The sequence below is a fragment of the uncultured Pontibacter sp. genome (assembly GCF_947502515.1).
Lineage (GTDB): Bacteria > Bacteroidota > Bacteroidia > Cytophagales > Hymenobacteraceae > Pontibacter.
Map to the genome: position 1 here is coordinate 40,304 of NZ_CANNAI010000004.1, position 24,796 is coordinate 65,099.

Sequence of the window (24,796 nt, forward strand, 5' to 3'; positions counted from 1 at the left end):
GTGTTTATTATCTGTGAGAGGACTATCTCTTCAAGGGTATCATAGCCAGAATAACCAGACTTGTTATGATCTAGTGCATTTTAGTCCGTGCAATGTTCACCTGATCTTCTATTGAATATTTCACTGTCATATTGTGTTGTGAAATAAGAAGGCAATGCGGTATAAACTTTCTACCTTTGCAGCGCATTTCATAGTATAGACAATCACCTTGCTGGTAACCATAGGTATAGCAGGTATATGGAGTAACACATGGAAACTAATTCATTAGAGCCAATCAAGCTCGATTCAATAGAAGAAGCGATCGAAGACATCCGCCAGGGTAAGATTATTATTGTGGTGGATGACGATGACCGCGAAAACGAAGGTGACTTTATCTGCGCTGCAGAAATGGTTACACCGGAGATCATCAACTTCATGGCGACGCACGGCCGTGGTCTGATTTGTGCGCCTCTTACAGAGGAGCGTTGCGACGAGCTGGGCCTCGAGCTGATGGTGGGCCGCAACACGGCCCTGCATGCTACACCATTCACGGTGTCAGTTGACCTGATCGGACATGGCTGCACCACAGGTATATCCGCCTCTGACCGAGCCAAAACTATTCAGGCGCTGGTTGATCCTAACACAGATCCGAACTCACTTGGTAAGCCTGGACATATTTTCCCGCTCAAGGCTAAGAAAGAAGGCGTTTTGCGTCGTCCGGGCCACACAGAGGCTGCTGTTGATCTGGCCCGACTGGCTGGACTTGCACCAGCTGGTGTGCTGATCGAGATCATGAACGAAGACGGTACGATGGCCCGCTTACCAGATCTGGTAAAAGTAGCGGAGCGTTTCAACCTGAAGCTTATCTCGATCAAAGACTTGGTAGAGTACCGCCTGAAGAAGGAAAGCCTGATCGACCGTGAGATAGCGGTGGAGCTGCCAACTGACTTCGGTAATTTTGACCTCTATGCCTTCACGCAGCGTAGCAATGGTGCCAAGCACCTGGCCCTGGTGAAAGGAGACTGGAAGGATGACGAACCGGTGTTGGTTCGTGTGCACTCCTCTTGTGTAACAGGTGATATCTTCGGATCATGCCGTTGCGACTGCGGTCCGCAGCTGCACGAAGCCATGCGCATGGTGGAGCGTGAGGGCAAAGGCGTGATCGTATACATGAACCAGGAAGGACGTGGCATCGGCCTGATCAACAAACTGAAGGCCTACAAACTGCAGGAGCAAGGCCGCGATACGGTGGAAGCTAACCTGGAGCTTGGTTTCGGTATGGACGACCGTGACTATGGCGTAGGAGCCCAGATTCTGCGTGACCTTGGTGTAACGAAGATGCGCCTGATCACCAACAACCCGAAGAAGCGCGTTGGCCTGATCGGTTATGGACTGGAGGTAGTGGAAAATGTGCCGATAGAAATCGCGCCGAACCCGCATAACCAGAGTTACCTGACCACCAAACGCGACAAATTGGGGCACGAGATACTAAAAAATACGGTTGTGCGCTAAGCAGCCTTGAATAACTGAACAGAGAGCCCGTACCGCCAGGTACGGGCTTTTTTTGTACCAGGCGCAGGAGCGTAGGTAAATAATTATTTGGTGAAAGGTCTATCCCGCTTCTGTTTTCTTACGTTATGAATTGTATGTAATCTTTTGTGAAACAATAGGTTAGGTAGGTGGTTTTATAATAGGTTGTTCACAATTTTAACGTTTTGCTAATGAAAAGACTGAGTACCAAATATTTGTTTTTTACATTATTAGTGGCATTTGCCTGCGAAAGTGGATGGGCTTGGGCACAGATGCGGGAAGGATTTGATACAGAGCGATGGCTGTATGGAAAAGTTGTACTAACCAGCGGAGACAGTTTGCAGGGGGCAGTGATTTATCATCCGGCAAAAGATGTTGTGCAAATAGCATCAGAAGATGGCACTATCAATTCTCTTTCTGCAGTTAATGTCAGCCATTTTATGATCAGCGGTGTTTATGATGGCAAGCCACAGATCTTTCGCTCACTGCCCTGGAACAGAGGGAGCTTTCAGAGTGATTTTAGGGTACCGGTATTCTTCGAGCAGATCAATCAGGGGGAACTCATGCTCATGAAAAGATACGTAGGCGTTACAGCTGCGAAAGGTGAACAGCATCAGCAACAGGCAACAGCATCGCTGCAAACACATTATTTTCCGCACTTTGCCACGGCCGGAGACGAACTACAGGAAATTCTGTATGTGATGCTACCGGATGGGGAGATAGTGCAGCTACGCAAGCACAAAAAAGACCTGCTTAAGCTTTGCGGTACGCAAGCAGGAAAAGTGAAGCAGTATGTAAAGGCTAATAAGCTTGACTACAATAATTCCAAAGACTTACTCAGCATCGTAGACTATTATAATTCTCTCTAGAGCAAAGGCTTAGAGATCACGTAGTCGCACCAGCAGAATGGATGCGAATACAAGCATTGCGATATAAAATAGTGCAGGCAGCACAGCCCAGGCCGGACTAAGTGCCATCATGGGGCTGGTGAGGCCATCTATAATCTCCTGCCCCGGCGTAGGAGTAAGACTCCCAAACACCTTCATAGGCATAAAACGATCGATCTGGTCATCGATCTGGTAGTGTATGATGGGCTCCACTATTTTAGACCAGGCCAGAAAGGCGATGATGGCCAACCCGCTCTTACGTATCAGAAAGGCAAAGAACATGGCCAGGCACATGTACCCGACAGCCTGCACAAAAAAGTAGGAGAGGTGATCGATCTTGCCGAATATGGCTCCCATACTGGTGTCGGAGCTGTAAATTAATCCGAAAAACAAGCCCATCACCAGGAGAAACACAGTGGCCGATGCTGCCAGACCCAGCGTGACGTAAAATTTGGCCAGAACGGCCTCTGTACGCGATCGCCCATCTATGACCTGTTGTCTGAGCGTGCGATAGCTGTACTCATCCGTGATCAGCACGATCACCAGTATACCCAGGAGCAAGTTGAAAAAGTAGGCGACGTAAGTGAAGCGCATCCAAAGGTTAGGGAAATCATAAAGCGATTTGCCTAGCGACTGCCCGCCTACCATCATGTTGCTGCTGAAGTAAATCAGCAGCACCTGCAGTAGCACATAGATGGCCATAATTACCCAAAAGGTAGGGTATTGGAGTATCTTCCTGAGCTCAGTTCTGATCAGATTCATGTGGTGCTTATTTTTGGGTGATTTCAAGAAATTGCGCCTCCAGGCTTTTGCGGCGCACCAGGAGTTGGGATAGCACAATGCCCTGTGCAAACATATCGCGGTTGAGGTCAGTACTGGTGTAGCCTTCAGAGAGTGTGAGGCTGATGTAATTCTTCTCCTGCGCAAATTTCACGATGTAAGGCAGACGCTCCAATAGCTGCAGTACCGGGGCTAACTCATCGGCGCTAATCAGCAGCTGATCCTGCGTAGAGAGTATGTCCCCCACCGGACCATCGGCCTTGAGTTTGCCTGCCTGCAGCACGGCTACGTGTGTGCATACCTTCTCTACCTCGTCAAGCAAATGACTGGCCAGCAGAATTGTTTTGCCTTGTGCAGCAATCCGGGTGATCAGGTCACGTACCTCGGCTATACCTTGTGGATCAAGGCCATTGGTTGGCTCATCGAGCACCAGCACTTCCGGATCGTTGAGCATGGCGGCGGCCAGTGCCAGACGCTGTTTCATACCCAGCGAGAAGCCTTTGAAAGTGGTGTGGCTGCGTGTGCCAAGACCTACCATATCGAGCATCTTGTTGATGTGCCGGTGGTCTGCCTGCTTGGTGTCGGCTGCTACTTCCAGATTGGCGCGTGCTGTGAGGTAGGGGTAGAAATTGGGCGTTTCGAGCAGAGCGCCGACCCTACGCTTCGTTTCGCTGCTTATGGAATCCCCGAACCATTGAAAACTGCCTCCGCTCGGCCGGATCACGTCCAGCACCATACCAAGCGTAGTGGTTTTGCCGCTTCCGTTCGGGCCAAGCAAACCGTAAATGCTGCCTGCCTCCACCTGCAGGGTTAGCCGGTCCACGGCCTGCAGGCTTCCGTATTTCTTTGAGAGTTCGTTCAGGTATAGGACTGTTGCCATAGCGGAGAGTCGTTTAGACAAATATAGCGTTTTTCTGATATCGGCTGAGAAAAGAAAAGCGCGCCTGCTATACCTGAGCAGGCGCGCTTTTCTTACAGTAAAGTAGATTTAATGCCTCTTGTCTTGCTGTTCAGTGCTTTAGTTTAAGTGATGGCAGGTCTCTGCTATCTACTACCAGGATCCTTACAGGATGATAAATAAGGATGGCTAATTATTATTGCTGAAGTCGAGGTTATAAAACAGGCTTACCTGCAGGGTATGGTTGTGCTCGAACACAGTGCCATTGGCCTTCTGCACAATCTGGTTGAGGTAGCCTAGTTCTAGCGTTGCAGCATTGCTGATCTTATACCCCAGGGCAGCATAGGCCCGGTTCTGGTCGAAAATGTTTCGCTGGATGTTGTTGCCAAAACCAATAAATATCTCGTCATAGGCTGCCAGGAAGGGCTCGCCCACATCGATGCTGGTGCCGATGAGTGGCAGGGTGGCCTTGAGCATGTAGCGTGCCCGGTTGAGGTAGGTGGTAGTTTCGGCTCCGGCTGGTTTGATCCAGCGTTGCTCCAATCGGTAGCGGTGCATCAGACCTATACGCGACACACTGTTCCTGAGTTGTAGCTGCTGGTAAATGCGGTGCTCCGGGAAAGTACCCGCCGCTGGGAAGTCGCCGTAAGGGTGCGTTTCGATGTAGCCGTAGCCGAGCGTGAACATGGCTGATGGCGTCAGATCATAGTTTATACCTGTGCGAATAAGCAGTTGCTGCGGGTCTTTGAGTATATTGTGGCGGCGCCATTGCACCTCGGTATGTAGTCCCCACTTCTCGTTGAGTTTGTGATCGCCGAAGTACATGTACCAGCCGTTGCTGTTGAAATCTTTTACACGCTCGCTTTGCGCCTGTGCCGGAGCGCTCAACCATAGGAGCAGGCTCAGGGCCGGTAAAATCCTGAAAAGTATACCTTTAATATCCATGCTGACAAAGTTCGACCCCAAAAGGCTGAAATTCAACTTGAATATTCGCCTATTTTTTACTACTTATAAGTGATTATTAGCTTATGCAAGTAGATAAGGAAAAATACAAGACCACAGAACTAAGCATGACGGCTGCCGAGGCCAATGTACGGGCACTGGTTTTCATCGTGCCAATTCTGGTGATTTACGTGGGGGTTTATCTGCTCATCTGGCCCGAACAGTTCTCTACCCAAAACCTGCGGCAGCTTGTGCAAACAAACCGGGACCTGCTGATGATCTCCCCGATGATCATGCTGCTGGTTTTCATTGTTGGAGCAGTAGTACATGAGCTGCTGCATGGGCTCACCTGGGCTGTGTTCTGCAAAAACGGTTTAAAGTCAATCAAATACGGCGTGTACTGGAAAATGCTGACACCCTACTGCCATTGCAAAGAAGTACTGCCGCTGAGGCAGTATGCCATAGGCGGGATGATGCCGGGGCTGGTGATGGGGCTGTTGCCAGCTTTGGCAGGTATAGCCATGGGGCATTTCCTGCTCTTCCTGTTTGGCCTGTTCTTCAGCATGGCCGCTGCCGGTGATTTGCTCATTCTTTGGATGCTGCGTCATCAGCATAGCTCCGACCTCGTGCAGGACCACCCCGACAAGATCGGCTGTTATGTGCTTAGCTCAAGAAAATCTGCTTAATAGATGTCAATACTTATCCGTCCGCAAGATGTCAGCCAGAAACGCCTGCTATTGCCAGGCTTTCTGCTACTGCCCGTAACCTTTGCAGCCTTTTATTTCCTACCGCAGCTTTTGGGCAAAACAGCTGGTTACCTGGCTAGTTTTGTGCTGTACTGGGGTTGGTGTATTGTGCATGGGCTGGTCTTGAAGAAAGATGATATGGCCAAACGCTATAGCTGGCCTCCTCGCACAGGTATAAACATACTTTGGGCAGTGCTTTGCTTTTTGCCGGTAATCGGTGCTTTTACGGCAGCATTTTTAGTCGCATATCCTTTTCTTAGCCCTGCGCTATACCTGATGCTGGCACTTGCTGCCCTCACAAACGGTTTCGTGGAGGAGTTTTACTGGCGTGGTGCCTACACGAGTAGGTATGGACAAAACAAACTGTACGCCTTCGTGCTGCCTACGCTGCTCTTTGGGCTCTGGCATATTTCGGTTTATGCCGCCTATGGCATCAGCTACCAGGGAGGGTTCTTACCTTTGGTTGGGGGCGCATTTTTTATGGGATTGATTTGGGGCTATACCGCTTTCCGGCAACAACGCATCCTTATACCTACGCTGGCCCATATCCTGACCAACTTTTTTGCCTTCTCTAATCTGATCGTGGAGAATTGGATACGCTAGGAAAGTCGCGCCTTTTGGCTATATTTAAGGTATGGCTCTTTGAGACTTTAAGCACCAGACTATGAATTATAAGAAACTATTAGGCGGAGGCCTCACCCTGGCAACCGTGCTCTGCGGCAATCTGCAGGTATCAGCTCAGGATTACAAGCAACTCCACGAGCAGGCTATTGTGGTAGACACGCACAACGATGTGTTGATCTCGGTACTGGAAGGGCTGCGGCTGGAGGATGACCTTCGAGGCAAAACACACTCTGACCTGGCCCGGTTTAAAGAGGGCGGGGTAGATGTACAAGTGTTTTCAGTCTGGAGTGATGGTACGTATGGGAAAGGCAAAGGCTTCAAGTTCGCCAACCTCCAGATCGATTCCCTCTACGCCATCGTAAACCGAAACCCTGACAAGATGATGATTGCCCGCACACCTGCCGATATAGAGCAGGCCGTCGCGCAAAACAAAATGGCTACCATGATCGGGGTCGAGGGTGGCCACATGATGGAAAGCAACCTAAAGTACCTGGAGGCACTGCACAAGCGCGGCACCATCTACATGACCCTAACCTGGAACAACTCCACTCCCTGGGCTACTTCTGCCATGGACGAGGAAGGTGGCGAACTGCCTAAGAACCGCAAACCCGGACTTACCAAATTTGGTAAGCAGGTGGTGCGCAAAATGAACGAACTAGGTATGCTGGTTGACCTGAGCCACGTAGGTGAGCGTACTTTCTGGGATGCCATGGCCACGACCACTAAGCCTGTACTGATCTCGCACAGCTGCGTACATCACTTCAACCCGCATTTCCGCAACCTGAAAGACGACCAGATAAAAGCCATCGCCAAAAACGGCGGCGTGATTCACCTCAACTTCTTCTCCGGCTTTCTGGATCCGGAGTACGACAAGCGCATGAATGCTTTCCGGGCCAGACACAAGGCAGAAGTAGATTCGTTGCACAAGGAAGGAAAGAACTCAATTGAGGTATTTGACTGGGCGATGGAAAACTATCCGGAAGAAGCTTCAGAACTGCGTCCGCCACTGTCTATCCTGCTCGACCACCTTGACCACATCGTGAAATTGGTCGGCGTAGACTACGTAGGCCTCGGCTCTGACTTTGATGGTGTCACTTCCACACCGAAGCAGCTCGACAGTGTAGCCGATATGCCGGTGATTACCCGTGAGTTGCTTGCCAGAGGGTATAGCGAAGAGGATATCAAAAAGATACTAGGCGAAAACTTCCTGCGCGTGCTGCGTGCAAATGTGAGTTCATAAGCAGGTATAGGTATAAATGAAAAAGGTCAGGCTCTGTTAAAGGGCCTGACCTTTTTGTTTACTCCCTCGCTCGCGTCCCGCGAGTGTGAGCTATCGGGCGGACTCTGGCCGCTTTGATCTGTGGCCTTGGTACTAGTGGCGGGACACCACAGGCACTACCCACACTCGCGTCCCGCGAGTGTGGGTAGTGCCTATACCTGGGCCTATACCTATACCTGGGAGGCCCCGCCATAGTAGACACGAGCGAAGACGCTCGCGCCATACTAAATCCTACTCCACAGGAACCACCCTGTAAATCGTCCCCGGGCTCTCCACTGCGACATAGATATACCCATCCGGTCCCATTTTCACATCACGCACGCGGCCGATGTTTTTGAGTAGTTTCTCTTCACTCACAATCTTGTCGCCATCCATTTTGAGCTTGCTCAGGAACTGGAAACGGAGAGAGCCAACCAGCAGGTCGCCTTCCCAGCCTTTGTAGCGGTTGCCCGTCACGAAAGCCATACCGGATGGGGCGATGGAAGGAACCCAGTACCAGAGCGGCTGTTCCATACCTTCTTTTTTAGTCAGTTCAGTCAGCACGGTGCCGTTGTAGTTGATGCCGTAAGAGATAACTGGCCAGCCGTAGTTCTTGCCTCGTTCAGCAATGTTCACTTCGTCACCTCCTCTCGGGCCATGCTCGTTTGTCCAGATGGCGCCGGTGCTAGGGTGTATGGTCATACCTTGGATGTTACGGTTGCCGATGGTCCAGATAGAAGCAATGGCTCCTTTTTCGTTTGAGAAAGGGTTGTCAGCAGGTATAGCGCCATCGTCTTTGATGCGGTGCACCTTGCCTGGGGCACGCTCAATAGTCTGCGCATTTTCGTGGTGCTGGCCACGGTCGCCTACCGAAACATACAGCATGCCGTCACGGCCAAACTCCAGTCGGGAGCCATAGTGGTGGCGGGTACGGGCCCAAGGCTGAGCTTCAAAGATCACTTTCTGATCCGTGAGTCTGTTGCCTTCCAATTTGGCGCGCATTACAGCAGTAGTCGAGAGAGTCTGTTCTCCTTCTTTCTTGAAAGCAGAGTAGGAGAGATAGATCAGGTCGTTCTGGGTAAAATTAGGGTGCAGCTCCACGTCCAGCAAACCACCTTGTCCCTGTGCCAGTACCTCCGGTGCACCGGAAATTTGCTGCAGCTGTCGACTTCCTTTTGGCAAAAGGTAGAAAGCACCGTTGCGGTCCGTAATCAGCATGTCGCCGTTTGGTAAAAAGGCCATCCCCCACGGAATCTCCATACCTGTCGCCACGGTGTCGAGGCGGTAGCGGAGGTCTTCGGAGGTATAGACGGTAGTGGCGGTGGCTTCTTCGCTGAAATCGTACTGCTTCACGTTCTGTATACCTTCCTGAATGTAAGCGACCAGCGCGGTGATTTCCTGGTCGGAGAATGTCTGCTCAAAGGCGGGCATGCCTTCCTCGGGGTAGCCGTGCTTGATGGCGGCAAATAGATTTTCAGCAGAACTACAATGCTTCCATTTGCGGTCGGTGAAGGCCTCCATCTGTTCGCCGTGACAGCCGGAGCAGTAGCTGGCGTAATTGGTGCGGGCTTTCTCGAGTTGTGCCTCGGTAAGGGCTACTTCCTGAACGGAATTTTGGGCGACTGTCTGTTTATCCGGACTGCTTGTGCTGCCGCTGCTGCCGGAGCTGGTGCAGCTATCCAGTGTGATAAGGGCTAGTCCCAGGAGTGGGAATAGGTGATTTGTCTTTAACATAGTATTTGTATTTCAATCTTCGGGGCATGCGTGGTTCGCAACCTTGTGTATACAAATATAGTGGGTGTAAAAGCAAAAGCCACCTTCATCGGGTGGCTTTCACGTTTTATACTGATTCTGCTTTACAGCGGCAGTTTCACATCTTTCATCAACCTGCCCACCGGGTACATGTTGTGTGTAGGCTCGTAGTGCGGAGAATTTCTGTACACAAAGTCCAGCTGGGCGCGGGCATTCTTGGCAAACTCAGGATCCTGCTTTTTACGGGCTTCTAGTTGCTTGCGCAGGTCCGGGTTTTGCTTCAGAATATCAGCGGCCAGGTCCTCGAACACATAGCTCGAGAAGTATTCTTTCTGCATCAGGATACTGTCGAAGAAGTTCCAGTTGAAGTAAGAGTCAACGGCCTGTGGCTCCAGTGCCTCTACCAGAAAGCGGTTGGCCTCCTGGTTCAGGTATACCACGTAGTCACCTTTCAGGAACTGGCGCGGCATGGTGCGGGTCTCCACTTGCGTGCCTGTGTGCAGGTAATGACCTTCGTATGCTCGCGGCGACGTTTTGTAATCGGTGATATAGTATGTATCGAGCGTGAGGGTGGTGTCTCGCTTTAGCTGGCGCATTTCCACTTTGTTCAACTTCAATCGCTCGATCACTTCGCGCCAGGCCTGCGGAATGATGTAGGCCACCGGCTTTTCCACAGTCACAGAAGGGGTGAAGGTATTGTAGTAGTTGATGTTAGTGGAGTAAGGGGCCTTGCGGTCGTAGTAAAGACGTTCGAGTCCGCTTACTTCGCTTGGCTTATACTTGGCAGCATAGCCTAGGAAAGGAATCTGCTCCACCTTGGTAGTGTCCAGTTTCCAGTCCAGTGCAAATGTCTTCTGTGTCAGCGTCTCCTGCTTGGCTTTGGCTCTCAATTCGCCTATTTCTTTTGCGTCACGGCTCACGGTGCTGATCATGTGCTCCATTAGTTTGTACGTGGACTGCACCCGCTGATCAAAAGGCTTGAGCATGTGTGTCTCCGGCACAAAACCGATGGTGTTATACAGAGCAGTATAGCCGGTAGCATAGCGCGGAGATTCCATAAAGCCAATGATGCCTTTCTCTGGTGTTTCACCAATGGTGTTCATGTAAGGCACCATCGGGAATTTGTCTTTTTTCATGCCTTCATACAGCGTAGGCAGCATCTTACCCTGCAGGTAACCGGCCAGTGTCGGGTTCAGCTTGTTGTGTTGCGTGGCAATGAGCGTCATCACATGCTGGTAATCGGCGCCGTTGGAAGTATGGTTATCCATGAACACATCCGGGTCCCAGTCGCGATAGATGAGGTGGAAGGCCTGCGCGTTTTTGGAATCGGTCTTGAGGTAGTCGCGGTTCAGGTCGAGGTTGCGGGCATTGCCTCTAAAGCCGTAGCTCTCCGGTCCGTTTTGGTTGGTGCGGGTATGGCTGTTGCGGTTGAGCGCACCGCCTATGTTATACACAGGTATAATGGCCAGCACCACATTATCAAGCTGCCTGCGCTTGTTCTTATCCTGCAGGTAGTCGCGGGCCAGCAGCATGGTCGCATCTATACCTTCGGGCTCGCCCGGGTGGATGCCATTCTGGATAAGCAGTACGCGTTTGTCTTTCTGCTTAATGGAGCGCGGGTCGAAGTCTTTGTCGGTGGAGATGATGACCAGGTGCAACAAACGACCGGAGTCGGTATAGCCGTAGGGCACCATTTTTACTTCGTCGTAGGCGGCGTCGAGCTTGCGGTACCAGTCAATGGCCTCGTCGTAAGTGGCGGTCTGGTTCTTGTTACCTTTCTCGTAAGGCGTTTTGAGGTCGGTTTTGTCAGGTGTTCCGGTAGCCAGCAGCGCGGCTAAGAGTAGGGTGGTTAGCATGTGTGGTGTTACAATTGGTCTTGCAGAGCAATGTTAACCAATTCAGGGCAAAAATCCTGCTTATACCTGAAAAGTCTTCCGGTGTTTGTTTGTCGGGAAGAGCTGCTTGTCCAGGCTATACTTACCTGGGCCGATGAAGTAGAGGGCAAAAAAAAGGATAGCTGCTTCCAGTGCGTGTGAGTAACCGCCAAATCCGTCGCCGGCGCTCATGTGGCGCAGCGTAGCCACCAGCATGGTGATAACCAGCAGGATGGTCGTCGGGCGGAAGAAAAGGCCCAGCACCAGCAGCGTACCGCCCACTGTTTCCGCAAACGCAGCCATAAAACCCCAGAATTCCGGCATGAAGTCTATACCCAGCAACTGCATGTTCGCTCCTATTTTGGCCCAGCGCTCGGGCCCACCGACCATTTTGGGCCAGCCGTGCAGGATGAACATAATGCCGATGCCGATGCGGAGCAGCAGCAGGCCGGTGTTTTTATAGCTGTAGCGGGTGCGGAGTAATGACATAAGAGCAATAATACGTAATCCGCTGAAGTATTACAAAAATCTAATATATTAAAATACCGCGCACAAGGGTATTGGCAGGAACCTGGTCAGGTTTCAGTTTGTGAAGGTTGTTCTGGTCTAACTGGCTGGTGTCCAATAAAAAAGACATGCCCGTGGATTCACTCACCGCCACAAAGCCCGCCTCACCCAAACTGGTGTAGGAAATCGGATGGTGCTGTGTTACTTCACTGTATTTTGATCCAATTCCTAAACCCTGCGCCGTTTTGTACTGCTCGCCCTGTACCTGGATGCGCCATACCTGGCAATCGGGCTCGCAGGTTTGCTCCACGAGCAGCCCGCGTGGACTGTCGGGACCGCTGAAGACATAAGCTGTAGACTGCTGACCCTCGAGCTGCAGGGTGGTATCCCGTATCTGCAGACCTGCCGGCACCTGGTTGCGCATTTCCTCGATGGGCATACCTATCCGGATGTTGCCCACCTGCCCCTTTCGAATGACAAAGTCGGCAGGCTGGGTTGCGGGGGAGGGGGTACCTGATTCAACGGTTTCTGTCATCGGCCCGCCTTCGATTGCCGTATCGGTAGTGTTGGCCGCTTCATCGGTGTTGTCACGGTCGGCCAGGCAAGCTGCCATGCCCACCCCCAACAAGATGGCGTAAAGTATATTCTTAAGCATGAGGTGAGATTAGGAAATCATTATATTCATCTTAACCCTGTTGTGACTGCCGGGGTTGTCGTATATTAGCACGAAAACGTAATTCGTTTATTTTGTCATACATCAACTAAAAATAATAAAATGGCTTTACCATTAATACTGGTTTCGAACGACGACGGCATTACAGCGCCAGGTATACGGACGCTGGTGAAAGTGGCCAAGAAAATAGGAGAGGTAGTGGTTGTGGCACCTGACGGACCGCAGTCAGGTATGGGGCACGCGATCACGATCGGCAACACGCTACGCCTCGATCGCTCCATTGCTTTTGAAGACCTGGGTATAGAGGCCTACGAGTGCTCCGGTACGCCGGCCGACTGCGTAAAACTGGCCAAGCACCATGTGTTGAAAGACCGCCGGCCTGATCTGGTGGTGAGCGGCATCAACCACGGTTCCAACTCCAGCATCAGCGTGCTATACTCCGGCACCATGTCAGCGGCTATTGAGGCGGCTATTGAAGGCCTGCCAGCTATCGGATTCTCGCTTTGCGATTACGGGCACGAGGCAGACTTTTCGCATACCGAAGAGTTTGTGGAGCTGATCATCCGACAGGCACTGGAACATGGTATACCTGAGAATACAGCCCTGAACGTGAACTTGCCAAAGAAGAGCAGCGAGCCGATCAAAGGTGTGAAGGTATGCCGGCAGGCCCATGCCAGGTGGCAGGAGGAGTTTGACGAGCGCCTTGACCCGCGCAACCGCCGCTACTTCTGGATGACAGGCAGCTTCGTGAACCACGACAAAGGAGAGGACACGGACGAGTGGGCGCTGGTAAACAACTACGTATCCGTAGTGCCCTGCCAGTTCGATATGACGGCCTACCATGCCATGGCGACGCTCAATGAGTGGGATATTTAAGGTATAGAAAAACCCCCGGACCGCCAAAAGCAGCGCCGGGGGCAACCTAACAAGTTTGTGTTTATAGCTTATTTTATTCTGGTGACTACTACATCGGCATTCTTTGCATTCGAGTCTGCAGGCTTGCTTGAGCCGTCATTCGTCACAAAGAGGATGGTAAGCTTTTGACTAACCGCTACAGGCTGGCCATCTACTTTGCCGGGATTCCACATACCTTGTGTTTTCTGAATTGTGCCAGAGATAGCATCATGCATCTCTTTTCCCATACCTACCGAGAACATACTGATTACTTTGCCGTCTTCCTTTATGATTAGGTGCACCTCAACGGCTCCTTCGAAGTCAGTGTTGGCAGGGTAGCGCAGGTTTTTAGCCAGATATCTCTCAAAGGATCCCTCTTTAAAAGTTGGTTTCACATCCACTTCCTCTATCTTATAAGAATACTTGGTATACTTAGTCATAGTCGGCACGCCCATTTTCTCGCTGCCACGGCCAGACTCTGAGCTCAGGAATTGCACCGGCAGCACTACTTCAGCACCGGTAGGCTGTCCGCTTTTAAGGGCAGGCTCCCATTGGCCCGAAGTTGATTTCACGGCTGCCATAGCCGATTCTGACAACTTAGCCAGCATGGCTTTGTTTTGCAGTTGGAAAGTGGAAGCGTCCATATAATCCAGTTCGGAGCCGGGCCCAACCATTTTCTTCAGTTTGGTGCCTTCCAGTCGCACATTCGATACCTGCCCTTCCTTATCAACATAGAACTTCACCACTACACGGGCGTTCAGATTTTCCTTTTTAGCTTCGGCGGGTAATGCCAGGTGCGCCTGCATAGCCTGTTGCATTGCCTCTGTGCCGCCCTTAAAGGCAGGCATACGATTGGCCACACTGGCTGCGGCGGTACGGTCAGCTTCGCTCAGGGCAAACCTGATGGGCAAGGTATAGCGCACTCGTACAACCTCTTCATTTTGCCGGCCTGGGGACCAGTGACCACTCATCAGCTTCACCACCCGCATCGCTTCCTCGTCAGTTTCTTTGCTGAGTGGTTTTACAGTTTTTACTTCACTGATCTTACCATCGGTTTCTACTACAAAGGTTACCACGGTTAAGCCTTCCACTCCATTGCTTTTGGCAATAGCAGGGTACTGGATGTTGGTGCCCAGGAATTTCATCATTTCAGCTTCACCACCCTGAAACTGCGGCATGTGCTGGACGTAGCTGTAGGGTTCGCCTGCAGGCTTCTTTTGCTGTGCAAGTGCGTCTGTTTGCAACCCGATGTTGAGTGAGAGGGCCAGCAGGGGAGCGGCCAGTAAGATTTTGAATGAGTTTTTGTTTTTCATGAGATGTAAGTTTTATGGTTCTGTTTTAGGAAAGAAAAGGCAATAGTGACCCTGCCCCGGCTTTTAACCGGGTTTAGCAGGTATAAAATAGGGTGAAACTATTATTTTATGGCGAAGCGCACGGGCAAGGTATAGCGGACGGGCACTGTTTTCCCATTCTGTCTGCCAGGATCCCACTGACCTTGCATGGCTTCTACTACCCGTATGGCCTCTTTGTCCAGGTCCTCGTGCAACGACTTTAGTAGCGTTATTTCGTTTAAGCCGCCAGTCTTATCTACCACGAAGCTCAACACTACCAGTCCCTCTATGCCTGCATCCTGTGCACTCTTTGGATAGCGAACTTGTCGTGCCATAAACTTCATCATCTCAGATTCACCACCCTTAAACTTAGGCATCTGGTCTACATAGGTATAGGGTTTTTCATCAGAACTGGCATTTTCAGTCGCAATGTTAGGTGTAGCAGTTGGTTCTACCATCTTGACCTCTTTCTTCACTGTTTTGGCCGATTCGGTGGTTGCTGCGTTGGCCGTCGCAGCTGCAGGCTCTATCCCTTCGGGCTTCTGCTCGCCTATTGGAGTTGAGGCTTTTCGTGCTGGAGCCATTACGAGCAGCTCTGTCAGCGAAGCGGGTTCTTCCACGAGAGTTGTCACATCAGCGCTTACTTTGCTACTTGAGAATGCTACCAGCAGTATGAGTATTACAGGCAGGGAAAGCAGCAGACGCGCTTTGCTTACAGGCTTTCCATGCAACTGCAGCATGCGCAGGCGGCGGAACACTTGCGGCTTCTGGAAATAACTCCCCACCGGTATGCCCGCCATGTAAAGCGCCTCCTTGGCCAGTAACGAGCTGTATTCCTGTGGCTGGCAGTTAGCGAGTACCTCCGCATCCGCCTGAAACTCGTGCACATTGCGCAGCTCTTCTTTCATAAGCCAGACCAGCGGGTTAAACCACAGCACAGCGGTCAGGATCTCATAGTAAAGCACATCGTAGGTATGGCGCAGACGTACGTGGGCCATCTCGTGCGAAAGGATCTGCTGCTGCTCCTGTGCTGACAAATGCTTCATATCTCCCAGGAACACATAGTGCAGGAAAGCGAAGGAGGGAAACTGTCCTTCAGTTTGGAGCACGGTTGCCTCAGACCCTGATGAATGAAGCGGTTTGGCGGCAGACGCCAGCGTCCGGATGCGGATCACCTGCATGCCCAGCCTAAAGAGTAGTACAAGGCCAATTACACCGTACAGCAGAAGGAACCATTGGCCGGTTGTAAAGAGTGGTGCTGTGGCTGGTGCAGTCGAATTATAGCTTGTTACCTGTATTTCCTGCAGTTGGATGGCAGGTATGACATCCGTGGAGGGAAGCACGGCTTGGAATGGCAGTTGTAATTCCAGCAGCGGAATAGTGAGCGCTAGCACGGGAGTCAGCAGCAGGTATAGCCTATTAAAAAGCAGGCCAGGCTGATTATGCAGCACTAGTCTGTAAAACAGGTATAGCACCAGCAATGCTGTGGCTGACTGCAGCAGGTAATTAAGCATTGTTTCCATCTCGTTGGTCCTCTTCTTTAAGGTCATCTTTTACATGGCGCATCAGCTGGTCAAGCTCTTTTACGTCCAGGTTGTTGTCTTTGGCAAAGAACGAAACAAGCTTTTCGAAAGAGCCTCCGAAATAGCCGCTCATGAAGTTCTTCAGAAAAAAGCTCTTATACTTGTCTTCGGCCACCAGCGGGTAGTACTCGTGTGACTTACCAAAGGCATTGTAGCCGACGAATCCCTTCTTCTCCAAAATGCGAACAACGGTCGATACCGTATTATAGGCTGGCTTAGGCTCCGACATCTCTTCCAAAATATCTTTCACGAATCCTTTTTTCATTTTCCAAAGGATCTGCATGATCTCTTCTTCGGCTTTGGTGAGTTCTTTCATAGGGCTTGTGGCTGTTTAATAAGATAAATATATAACTAATTACTTAGTTTACAAACTAAATGTTTAGTTATTTGAAAATATTTTAAATAAAAAATGGCTCCCTGCAAGGGGAGCCATTTTTTATAAGGTATAAAAATCAGGGATTAGTAGCCCTCGTTTCTTACCAGGTTCGGGTTACGCTCAATCTGCTGAAGCGGAATTGGCCAGAGGTTACGGAAAGCCTGTCCGTTGCAGAAGCCAAGCACCTCGCATGTCAGGTTGTAGCGACGCAGATCAATGTAGCGGAGGCCTTCACCTACGAACTCCAGACGGCGCTGACGAAGAATCTCATCAAGTGCTGCAGTTACAGAGAGTGCACCCACGTCAGGTAGACCGGCTCTGTTTCTGATCATGTTGATGTCCTCACGAGATTGCTCTGAAACAGTATTTGACTGTCTGATGGCAGCTTCTGCTCTGATCAGGTACATCTCTGCCAGACGGATCACAATTACGTTATCGGCGTTATTCACGGCATCTTCATACTTGAGCAGTCTGCGGCGGTTGGCAGAGCCTTCAATGCGAACAGTTGACTCAAAGCGGGTGTCACCGTTAGCAGCCGATGCTTGCAAAGCCTCGTAAGTGCCCTGACGCACGTAGAATTTCTGACCAGGTGTGTTCGGGTTAGTAGATGAACCCAGGCTATTTTGGTCGTTTGTAGTGAAGTCGATCTCAAAGATGGACTCTCTGTTGCCGCTGCCTTCTGTGGTGAAGATGCTGGCAAAAGTAGGCATCAGCTCGAAGGCGCCGCTTGTGATAACCTGGTTGGCTTTGGTCTGTGCCTCACCATAGTTGCCAACCTGCAGTTGCACACGGGCTAGCAGGGCAGTTGCCGCAAGTCCTGAAGCACGGCGAGGGTCTGATCTTTCCTCAGTGCCCAGCATGTTCTCTGCATTGGTCAGGTCACTGATGATGGAGTTATATACCTCCTGCTCAGATGCGCGTGGCAGGAACTGAATGTCTGGCAAGCCAGTAGTTGCATTCAACTCAAGTGGTACTCCCCCAAACACCTTCACCAGATCAAAGTATGCAAGCGCTCTTACAAAGTACATCTCACCCTGAATGGCATCACGCTGCTCAGCTGTGATAGTACCGGCTGAAAACAAATTATCTGCCTGAGCGATAACGGTGTTAGCACGGTTGATCACTGCATAGATCGTACCCCAGGTGTTGTCAATCTGTAAGTTGGAAGCCGTAAAGGTGCGTCTGGTTGCCTCGAGGTCAGTGGTAAATGTACCGATGAACTCCATGTTATCAGAGTATACCTCATTGTAGAAGGCGTAACGGTAACCGTAATAGTCCTCGGACTGCATAGCGCTGTAAGCACCAAGGGCAGCCTTGTCCAATGAATTGAAATCTGTTACGGCAACATCAGCCTCCACCTGTGTGGTCGGGGCCACTTCCAGTCTTTCCTCGCAGCCGGTCATCACACTCAAACCAAGTGCTGCGGCCAATATGTATGAATATTTTTTCATCTTGATAATCGGTTTAATGATTAAAATCCAACATTAACACCAAATGTGATGGTGCGGCTCTGAGGCACTGTGTAGAAGTCTACACCCAATGTTGTATTGCTGGTGCCTGCAAAGTTCACTTCCGGGTCGAAACCAGGGTAATCTGTGAAAGTAAGCAGGTTCTGAGCCTGAGCATATACACGCAGTGATCTCATTCTCAGGCGCTCGCTAACAGAAGTAGGCAGGGTATAGCCCAATACCATGTTCTTGAGGCGCAGGTAAGAACCATCATAGATAAAGCGTGAAGTGTTGCTTCTGCCATTGTAGTTGTCATCAAAATAAGTAGCACGAGGCACGTCTGTCACGTCACCTTCCTGGCGCCATCTGCCCAGTACATCCTCCACCATGTTGTCGTCATACACACCAAGGTGCATCTGGTACTGACGCGATGGCATCGCGATTTCGTTGCCGTAAGAGAACTGGAAGAACACATTCAGGTCAAAGCCTTTGTAGCGGAAGGTGTTTGTCAGACCACCGATAAAGTCTGGCTGTGCGTTGCCAATTACGGTGAAGTCATCGTCAGTGATAATGCCATCTCCGTTGATATCACGGAAGTTTACGTCACCAGCCTGTGTATCTATAATACCATTGCCGTTTCTATCAACTGCTCTGGACTCTGGGACATCTTCTGTTCTGCTGAAGATGCCATCAGAGATCAGACCGTAGAACGTACCTATTGGCTGACCTTCACGCAGTACAAGCGAGTTACCGCCGAAGCCGTAGAAGATGTCCTGGCCTTCGTAAAGCGACGTTACCTTGTTGCGGTTGCGGGCAATATTGAAATCAGTAGTCCAGTTGAAGCCATTGCCTGGGTTAGAGATGTTTACTGTGTTCAGGGCAATTTCAAAACCTTTGTTTTCAGTAGAACCTACGTTGAACTGCACACTAGAGAAACCACTCTGTGTTGGAATAGGACGGGCAAAAAGCAGGTCGTCTGTCTTCTTGATATAATAGTCCAGTGCCAGGTTAACACGGCCATTCAGGAAGCCAATGTCAGTACCTACGTTAAACTGTCTGGTTGTTTCCCACTTCAGGTCCGGGTTGGCCAGCTGAGACTGGGCCAGACCAGAAAGGTCAAGGTAGTTGCTACCGCCTGTGTAAAGCGGCAGGTATCTGAAGTCACCGATCTCCTGGTTACCGGTTACACCGTAAGAAGCACGCAGCTTCAGTTCACTCATGTAGTCAAGACCTGACATGAAGTTTTCCTCAATCAGTCTCCAGCCCGCTGAAACAGACGGGAAGTAACCATAGCGGTTGTTCGCACCAAAACGGGAAGATCCGTCAGCACGGAAGTTAACGCCCAACAGGTATCTGTCTCTGAAGGAGTAGTTCACACGGCCGAAGAAAGAAACAAGTGAAGACTCGATTTCAGAGTTTGTACCAGCGTTCACACGAGCAGCACTCGATACGTAACGGAAACGCTCACTTGCAAAGCCCTCACCTGTTACACTGGCGCTGCGGATCTGGTTGTCCTCGTTGCTGGCACCGATCACAGAAGACAGGCTGTGTACCTCGTTGAAAGTTTTGTTATAAGCCAATGTAGCCTCCAACAAGCGTTTGGTAGCAGTAGTAGTGGCATTAATGGCTTGACCATCCTGCGCCTCAAAAGTAGAACCAGGGAAGTTAGCGGCGCTGTAACGACGTTCTTCCACGTTCAGCACATCTATACCACCTTTCACTTGCAGGTCGAGGCCCGGAATGATTGAGTATTTCGCAAACGCGTTACCAACAGCACGAAGGTTACGGGTTTCGTTATCATTTTCAAGACCTTCCGCTACCGGGTTAGTATAGTAGAAGTTAGGGTAAGAGTAAGTTCTTGTTTCTACATCAGTGAAAACCGGCCAGAGCGGAGACGCAGCCAGCGCATTGGCAAAGGGGCTGGTGATGGAGTTGTCGCTGATGATACGATCACTGTCTGAGCGGCTTAGCTGAATGCTGGTGCCCAGTGAGAACTTATCATTTGCCTGGTGGTCCAGGTTCAGTCGGGTAGAGTAACGCTGATAGCGGCTACCGATTACAACACCCTTCTGATCGAAGTAGTTACCAGACACATAATAGCGTGTCTTTGGATCTCCTCCACTCAAAGAGATCTCATAATTTGAGATGCCGGCCGAGCGTGAAATTTCATCTACCCAGTCAGTGTCAGCTATTGGAAAGTCAAAGCCACCATAATAGTAATCTGCAAACTCTTCTGGCGTATACTGACCAGGAGCAATAAAACCATCATTAGCCTCAGCTTCCATCATGATATCTACATACTGCTGTGCATTCAAAAGCTTAGGCTTTTTCCAGTAATTCTGAGTACCAGTGTACATATTGAAGTTAACCTGCGTCTGACGGGCAGAACCACGCTTGGTTGTAATCAGTACCACACCGTTGGCAGCACGCGAACCGTAGATGGCTGCGGCAGAGGCATCTTTCAAAATGTCGATTGACTCGATATCGTTCGGGTTGATGTCTGTTACTGCGTTGGTAGACTGACCACCAAAGCCTAACTGAGAGAAGTCACCTGTTGTTAGCGGAACACCATCCACTACATAAAGAGGCTGGTTGCTGGCAGAGATTGAAGTAGCACCACGCACCCGCACTGTGATACCGCCACCTGGTGTACCAGAGTTCTGAGAGATCTGCACACCGGCAGCACGTCCCTGCAGTGCCTGGTCAACACCAACAACCGGCAGGTTCTGGATGTCTTCCGACTTCACTTTGGCTGTAGCGCCTGTTACCTCACGACGCTCCTGCGTACCATAACCCACTACCACTACTTCGCTTAGTTGACGTTCATCAGCAGCAAGCTGCACGTCAACTGTGGAGCGACCATTCACTGGCACTTCCTGACGCTGCATACCGATGAAGCTGAACACCAGGGTTGCGTTTGGCTGTACCGTTAAGGTGTACTCACCATTGATTCCGGTCGTAACACCATTTGTAGTGCCCCGCTCCAACACGGTAACACCTGGGAGCGCAGAGCCATCATTGGCTGCTGTTACTCTACCGGATACAGTTTGAGTCTGAGCCCAGACACTGCCTACCAGTGTCAGGACTAAAAAGAAGCTCAAGAGTATACTCTTCTTCATAGTAGTTAAATTAGATAAAAAATTGATTTAGGAATTAACATTAGTCTTGCCAATTGGTTAAGAAAAATCAAAAAAACCGACTTAACTAATTTAGCAAATATAAAAAAATAATAAACACATTCCTTTAAAATGTTGGACAGATTCTAGTTTGTTTATAATAAATATCTAAAGTCTTAGAAATCAGAAGAATTCATGTTCGAACTTGGGTTAAGATGGTGTTCTGTGCCCAAAACCCTGCTTATGAATCGGTTAATTTTTCTCCAGCACCGCCACGCTCAGAAATCCGCTGCACTCGTGAATGGCTGACTTCCAGCCCAGGTCCTGCAGGTACCGGCGTATAAAATTGTTGAGCAGGCCATGCGCCACCAGGATCACATGCTGCTTGTGCTCAGCTTCCTGTGCCAGAAAGGTGGCTGCCTCACGTGCCCGCTGTTTTGCCTGCCTGAACGTCTCTATTCCCTTGCTGTTCATACCCATCATCCAAAGCAGCCTGGCGCTCACCAGCCAGAGCCTGATCGGGAGTCGCAAAAGAGGGAGCGAAAATATACGACGCTCAAACTCCCGGAACTCATGTCGCACGATCAATTCTACCTCATCACCAAATATCTGCCGTGCAGTGAGCTGCGACCTCACCAGGGTGCTGCAGTACACCCGCCGGATCTCCTGGTAAGGTATAGCCTCGTGTTCCAGGACAAACTGCTCCACTTCCGCTGCATCGTAGTCACTGATATAATTGCGTGCGCCGGCCTTGTTAAAGTAGCCCTTCTTCGAAACCATAGGCCGCGCATGACGGATCAGGAAGATGCGCTTTCTGGTCTGAGTACTGATTGATGGTGCTGTCAAGACATGCCTGGTTGGTTTAAGCAGTGTATACGCAAGAGAGAATTCCACGATGCCTGTGGCCCCAGGCTGCAACTCAACTTATATCCATCATTTCAGGTGCAGAGATCGCAAGGTATAGGCATGATAAAAAAATGTAAAAAACCTGAAATCGCATTAACGGAATTTGTCTTGCACGCGTAATAGAAGGCACTGATAGCAACTGCTGGAACACATGACATGGACCACCCAGCGGAAGTACAATTTTTCAAAAACATCTTCCGGCCAGCCTTTGGCCTTCATCTATACCTGGCTGGCTATTAATTAATAGGCATACACCTGTCTCTAAGTGCCATGTTGCAACCTAGCGGAGATGAATATTGGCCCGAACCAAAAAATGATGTAAAACATATCTACACCAGAAAAGATAATGAAAACACCCCATTACCCATCGATGATCCTCATGACTGCCGATACGGTTGGCAGCGTATGGACCTATGCATTGGAGCTAACAAGAGCCGTAGCAAGCCACGGTACAAATGTAGCCCTGGCCACCATGGGAAATCCTATGAGTGAAGAGCAGCGCGCTGAAGCTGAAAGTATTGCCAATCTCACGGTTTATGAAAGTGAGTATAAGCTGGAGTGGATGGATGATCCCTGGGAGGATGTGGCGAAGGCGGGTCAGTGGCTTTTGGAGCTGCGTGATCAGGTGCAGCCGGATGTGATCCACCTCAACCACTTGAGCTTCGGCAGCCTGGACTGGGGCAAGCCCGTGCTGGCGGTCATCCACTCCTGCGTGCTGTCATGGTGGCGTGCCGTGAAGCAGGAGGAGGCTCCCAAAAGCTGGAACAAATACAGCGAAATGGTGCGAAAAGGCCTTCAGGCAGCCGATGTGGTGGTAGCCCCGACTCAGGCCATGATGCACCAGGCCGAAGAACTCTATGGTCCGTTTAAGCAAAGCACTGTGGTGTACAACGGTCGCGGACAGCAGTATTTTCAGTTTGGGCGTAAGGAGCCTTTCGTTTTCAGCCTGGGCAGGGTATGGGACGAGGCCAAGAATATCTCTATGCTGGCACACATTGCCTCAGACCTGCAGTGGCCGGTTTACATAGCAGGTGAAGGCAAGCATCCGGAGACAGGAGAAGCCATGGAGCTGGAAAACGTGTACTTCCTGGGGCAGCTCACAAACAAAGAAGTGTCTGATTGGCTATCCAGAGCGTCGATCTACGCATTGCCTGCCAAGTATGAACCTTTTGGACTTACCGTGCTGGAAGCGGCCATGTCAGGCTGTGCCCTGGTGGTGGGCAAAACTGAGAGCATGGCTGAGGTATGGGGTAATGCCGCCCGCTACGTAGACCCAAACAGTGCAGATGAATTGCGTGACGCGATCGAAAACCTGATAGATGATGAGTTCTGCCGCAATATAATGGCTTGCCGGGCCGTGAAGCGTTCGCATGGATACACCGCCGATCAGATGGCCCAGGATTACAGTTATCTGTACGGGCAGCTGATTCAGGCACCGGTTTCGGTTTCAAAATGAAAAACTAGCTTATCTTTACCAAAAATTGTCAAACAACGAGATGAACATCGTTATACTTGGCCTTTCCATTACAACTTCCTGGGGCAATGGCCATGCCACCACTTACCGTAACCTGGTACGGGCCCTCCACGCCAATGCGCACCATGTGTTGTTTCTGGAGAGAAAACTGCCTCAGCGACAAGCCGCGGCTGATCTGGGTGCGCCAGACTTCTGCCAGTTAGGCACCTACGCTACGTTAGAACAACTGAAGCAGTACACGGAGCAAGTGCGTGAAGCTGATTTGGTGATCATGGGTTCGAGTCTGTCTGAAGGCACAGTGATCGGGAAGTGGATAATCGAAACGGCAAAGGGCATAAAGGCTTTTTACGATCTGGATGCACCTGCTACCCTCACAGAACTGGAAGGTCAGGGCCCGTCTTACCTGAGTGCGAGCCTTATTCCTGCCTTTGACCTATACCTATCCTGCACAGGAGGTCCTGCATTGGAGCTGTTTGAGCAAAAGTACGGTGCCAGTATGGCCCGTCCGCTCTACTTCTCCGTTAACCCGGAGCTATACCATCACGAGTACCGCGAGATCAAGTGGGATCTGGGCTACCTGGGTGCTTATACAGAAGACAGACAGTCGGTCCTGCAAAAACTGATGGTGGATGCGGCCGCGCAGTGGCCAGAGGGACGCTTTGCGGTAGCTGGTACGAAGTATCCTGAAGACATGGGCTGGCCCGGTAACATTAACATGCTGCATCACCTGACCCCGGTTGAGCACCGCGATTTTTTTAACAGCCAGCGCTTTGCGTTAAGCTTAGCCCGCTCCGGAGCCAGCAGGTTTGGTTTTACCCCAAGCATGCGTCTCTTTGAGGCGGCTGCCTGCTGCACACCTGTTATTTCGGACTATTGGGAAGGTATGGAGTCGCTGTTTGAGCCTGAATCGGAGATACTGATTACCAAGAGTGCCTCCGAAACACTACGCTACCTCCGCGAGATCTGTACCTCGGAGCGCAAAGCCATTGGAACAAGAGCCCGCCGCAAAGTGATGGCACACCACACAGCCGCCCACCGTGCCCATGAACTGGAAACGTATGTGGGAGAATTGATGTCCCTGAACACTTCGAATGAGCCAAAGCTGGAAACGATCGGCTGATACAGATTTGAATTTAATTAATAGGAAGCCATACCCGATTTGCTGGCAAGCGGGTATGGCTCTTTTTTGTGCAGGGCGCAGCCACGCCTGACTGCACT

The 24,796-nt window shown here is 50.6% G+C and carries 21 protein-coding genes; 8 read left to right on the forward strand and 13 right to left on the reverse strand.

What is annotated here, in order from left to right; all coding sequences use genetic code 11:
• Positions 1-249 precede the first annotated feature (249 nt).
• Both Q1A54_RS11450 and Q1A54_RS11455 read left to right on the forward strand, forming a co-directional pair.
• Positions 250-1,491 (forward strand): bifunctional 3,4-dihydroxy-2-butanone-4-phosphate synthase/GTP cyclohydrolase II, encoded by a 1,242-nt coding sequence (locus tag Q1A54_RS11450; protein WP_007656772.1) that lies wholly within the window; start codon positions 250-252, stop codon positions 1,489-1,491.
• Between the two features lie 209 nt (positions 1,492-1,700).
• The gene (locus tag Q1A54_RS11455) at positions 1,701-2,378 is read left to right on the forward strand and encodes a hypothetical protein (protein WP_299988014.1); all 678 of its coding nucleotides are present in this window, start codon (positions 1,701-1,703) and stop codon (positions 2,376-2,378) included.
• Between the two features lie 9 nt (positions 2,379-2,387).
• Here the strand turns inward: Q1A54_RS11455 and Q1A54_RS11460 are convergent, their stop codons facing one another.
• The 3 genes from Q1A54_RS11460 to Q1A54_RS11470 all read right to left on the reverse strand — a co-directional run bounded on the left by Q1A54_RS11460 (position 2,388) and on the right by Q1A54_RS11470 (position 5,019).
• Positions 2,388-3,158: an ABC transporter permease gene (locus tag Q1A54_RS11460; RefSeq protein ID WP_299988017.1), complete on the reverse strand. Its 771-nt coding sequence runs from the start codon at positions 3,156-3,158 to the stop codon at positions 2,388-2,390.
• Positions 3,159-3,165: 7 nt separating this feature from the next.
• Positions 3,166-4,056, reverse strand: coding sequence for an ATP-binding cassette domain-containing protein (locus tag Q1A54_RS11465; RefSeq protein ID WP_299988020.1), 891 nt, complete (start codon positions 4,054-4,056; stop codon positions 3,166-3,168).
• 207 nt (positions 4,057-4,263) lie between these two features.
• Positions 4,264-5,019, reverse strand: a complete 756-nt coding sequence (locus Q1A54_RS11470) for a DUF2490 domain-containing protein (RefSeq protein ID WP_299988022.1) — start codon at positions 5,017-5,019, stop codon at positions 4,264-4,266.
• 83 nt (positions 5,020-5,102) lie between these two features.
• Here Q1A54_RS11470 and Q1A54_RS11475 point away from each other — a divergent pair, with 83 nt between their 5' ends.
• The 3 genes from Q1A54_RS11475 to Q1A54_RS11485 all read left to right on the forward strand — a co-directional run bounded on the left by Q1A54_RS11475 (position 5,103) and on the right by Q1A54_RS11485 (position 7,626).
• Positions 5,103-5,702: a DUF3267 domain-containing protein gene (locus Q1A54_RS11475; protein WP_299988025.1), complete on the forward strand. Its 600-nt coding sequence runs from the start codon at positions 5,103-5,105 to the stop codon at positions 5,700-5,702.
• 3 nt (positions 5,703-5,705) lie between these two features.
• Positions 5,706-6,365: a CPBP family intramembrane glutamic endopeptidase gene (locus Q1A54_RS11480; RefSeq protein ID WP_299988028.1), complete on the forward strand. Its 660-nt coding sequence runs from the start codon at positions 5,706-5,708 to the stop codon at positions 6,363-6,365.
• A 61-nt stretch (positions 6,366-6,426) separates the two neighbouring features.
• Positions 6,427-7,626, forward strand: coding sequence for a dipeptidase (locus tag Q1A54_RS11485; RefSeq protein ID WP_299988031.1), 1,200 nt, complete (start codon positions 6,427-6,429; stop codon positions 7,624-7,626).
• 270 nt (positions 7,627-7,896) lie between these two features.
• On the opposite strand, the gene Q1A54_RS11490 is transcribed toward Q1A54_RS11485, so the two are convergent.
• The 4 genes from Q1A54_RS11490 to Q1A54_RS11505 all read right to left on the reverse strand — a co-directional run bounded on the left by Q1A54_RS11490 (position 7,897) and on the right by Q1A54_RS11505 (position 12,432).
• Entirely contained in the window at positions 7,897-9,378 is a 1,482-nt protein-coding gene (locus tag Q1A54_RS11490; protein WP_299988034.1) for a PQQ-dependent sugar dehydrogenase, read from the reverse strand.
• Between the two features lie 122 nt (positions 9,379-9,500).
• On the reverse strand, positions 9,501-11,252 hold the full coding sequence (locus tag Q1A54_RS11495; RefSeq protein WP_299988037.1) for a M14 family metallopeptidase: 1,752 nt from the start codon (positions 11,250-11,252) through the stop codon (positions 9,501-9,503).
• A gap of 60 nt (positions 11,253-11,312) precedes the next feature.
• Entirely contained in the window at positions 11,313-11,759 is a 447-nt protein-coding gene (locus Q1A54_RS11500) for a DoxX family protein (RefSeq protein WP_299988040.1), read from the reverse strand.
• A 40-nt stretch (positions 11,760-11,799) separates the two neighbouring features.
• Entirely contained in the window at positions 11,800-12,432 is a 633-nt protein-coding gene (locus Q1A54_RS11505) for a mechanosensitive ion channel protein MscS (protein WP_299988043.1), read from the reverse strand.
• A gap of 120 nt (positions 12,433-12,552) precedes the next feature.
• Here Q1A54_RS11505 and surE point away from each other — a divergent pair, with 120 nt between their 5' ends.
• Positions 12,553-13,326, forward strand: coding sequence for a 5'/3'-nucleotidase SurE (gene surE, locus Q1A54_RS11510; RefSeq protein ID WP_007656749.1), 774 nt, complete (start codon positions 12,553-12,555; stop codon positions 13,324-13,326).
• A gap of 68 nt (positions 13,327-13,394) precedes the next feature.
• Here surE and Q1A54_RS11515 read toward each other — a convergent pair whose 3' ends face one another.
• The 6 genes from Q1A54_RS11515 to Q1A54_RS11540 form a co-directional block, all read right to left on the reverse strand.
• Positions 13,395-14,657: a TonB family protein gene (locus Q1A54_RS11515; RefSeq protein ID WP_299988046.1), complete on the reverse strand. Its 1,263-nt coding sequence runs from the start codon at positions 14,655-14,657 to the stop codon at positions 13,395-13,397.
• Between the two features lie 101 nt (positions 14,658-14,758).
• A complete protein-coding gene (locus Q1A54_RS11520) occupies positions 14,759-16,225 on the reverse strand; it encodes a M56 family metallopeptidase (RefSeq protein WP_299988049.1) in 1,467 nt (488 codons plus the stop codon).
• Entirely contained in the window at positions 16,182-16,574 is a 393-nt protein-coding gene (locus Q1A54_RS11525) for a BlaI/MecI/CopY family transcriptional regulator (protein WP_299988052.1), read from the reverse strand. Before Q1A54_RS11525 ends, Q1A54_RS11520 begins: the two co-directional genes overlap by 44 nt.
• Positions 16,575-16,717: 143 nt before the next feature.
• The gene (locus tag Q1A54_RS11530) at positions 16,718-18,085 is read right to left on the reverse strand and encodes a RagB/SusD family nutrient uptake outer membrane protein (protein WP_299988055.1); all 1,368 of its coding nucleotides are present in this window, start codon (positions 18,083-18,085) and stop codon (positions 16,718-16,720) included.
• A 20-nt stretch (positions 18,086-18,105) separates the two neighbouring features.
• Positions 18,106-21,201 (reverse strand): TonB-dependent receptor, encoded by a 3,096-nt coding sequence (locus tag Q1A54_RS11535; protein WP_299988058.1) that lies wholly within the window; start codon positions 21,199-21,201, stop codon positions 18,106-18,108.
• A 249-nt stretch (positions 21,202-21,450) separates the two neighbouring features.
• Complete coding sequence (locus Q1A54_RS11540; RefSeq protein ID WP_299988061.1) at positions 21,451-22,044, reverse strand: histidine phosphatase family protein; 594 nt, start codon at positions 22,042-22,044, stop codon at positions 21,451-21,453.
• A gap of 406 nt (positions 22,045-22,450) precedes the next feature.
• Between Q1A54_RS11540 and Q1A54_RS11545 the strand changes: the two genes are divergently transcribed.
• Together Q1A54_RS11545 and Q1A54_RS11550 are read left to right on the forward strand one after the other, a co-directional pair.
• Positions 22,451-23,560 (forward strand): glycosyltransferase, encoded by a 1,110-nt coding sequence (locus Q1A54_RS11545; protein ID WP_299988064.1) that lies wholly within the window; start codon positions 22,451-22,453, stop codon positions 23,558-23,560.
• A 40-nt stretch (positions 23,561-23,600) separates the two neighbouring features.
• Positions 23,601-24,698: a glycosyltransferase gene (locus tag Q1A54_RS11550; protein WP_299988066.1), complete on the forward strand. Its 1,098-nt coding sequence runs from the start codon at positions 23,601-23,603 to the stop codon at positions 24,696-24,698.
• Positions 24,699-24,796: the final 98 nt, after the last annotated feature.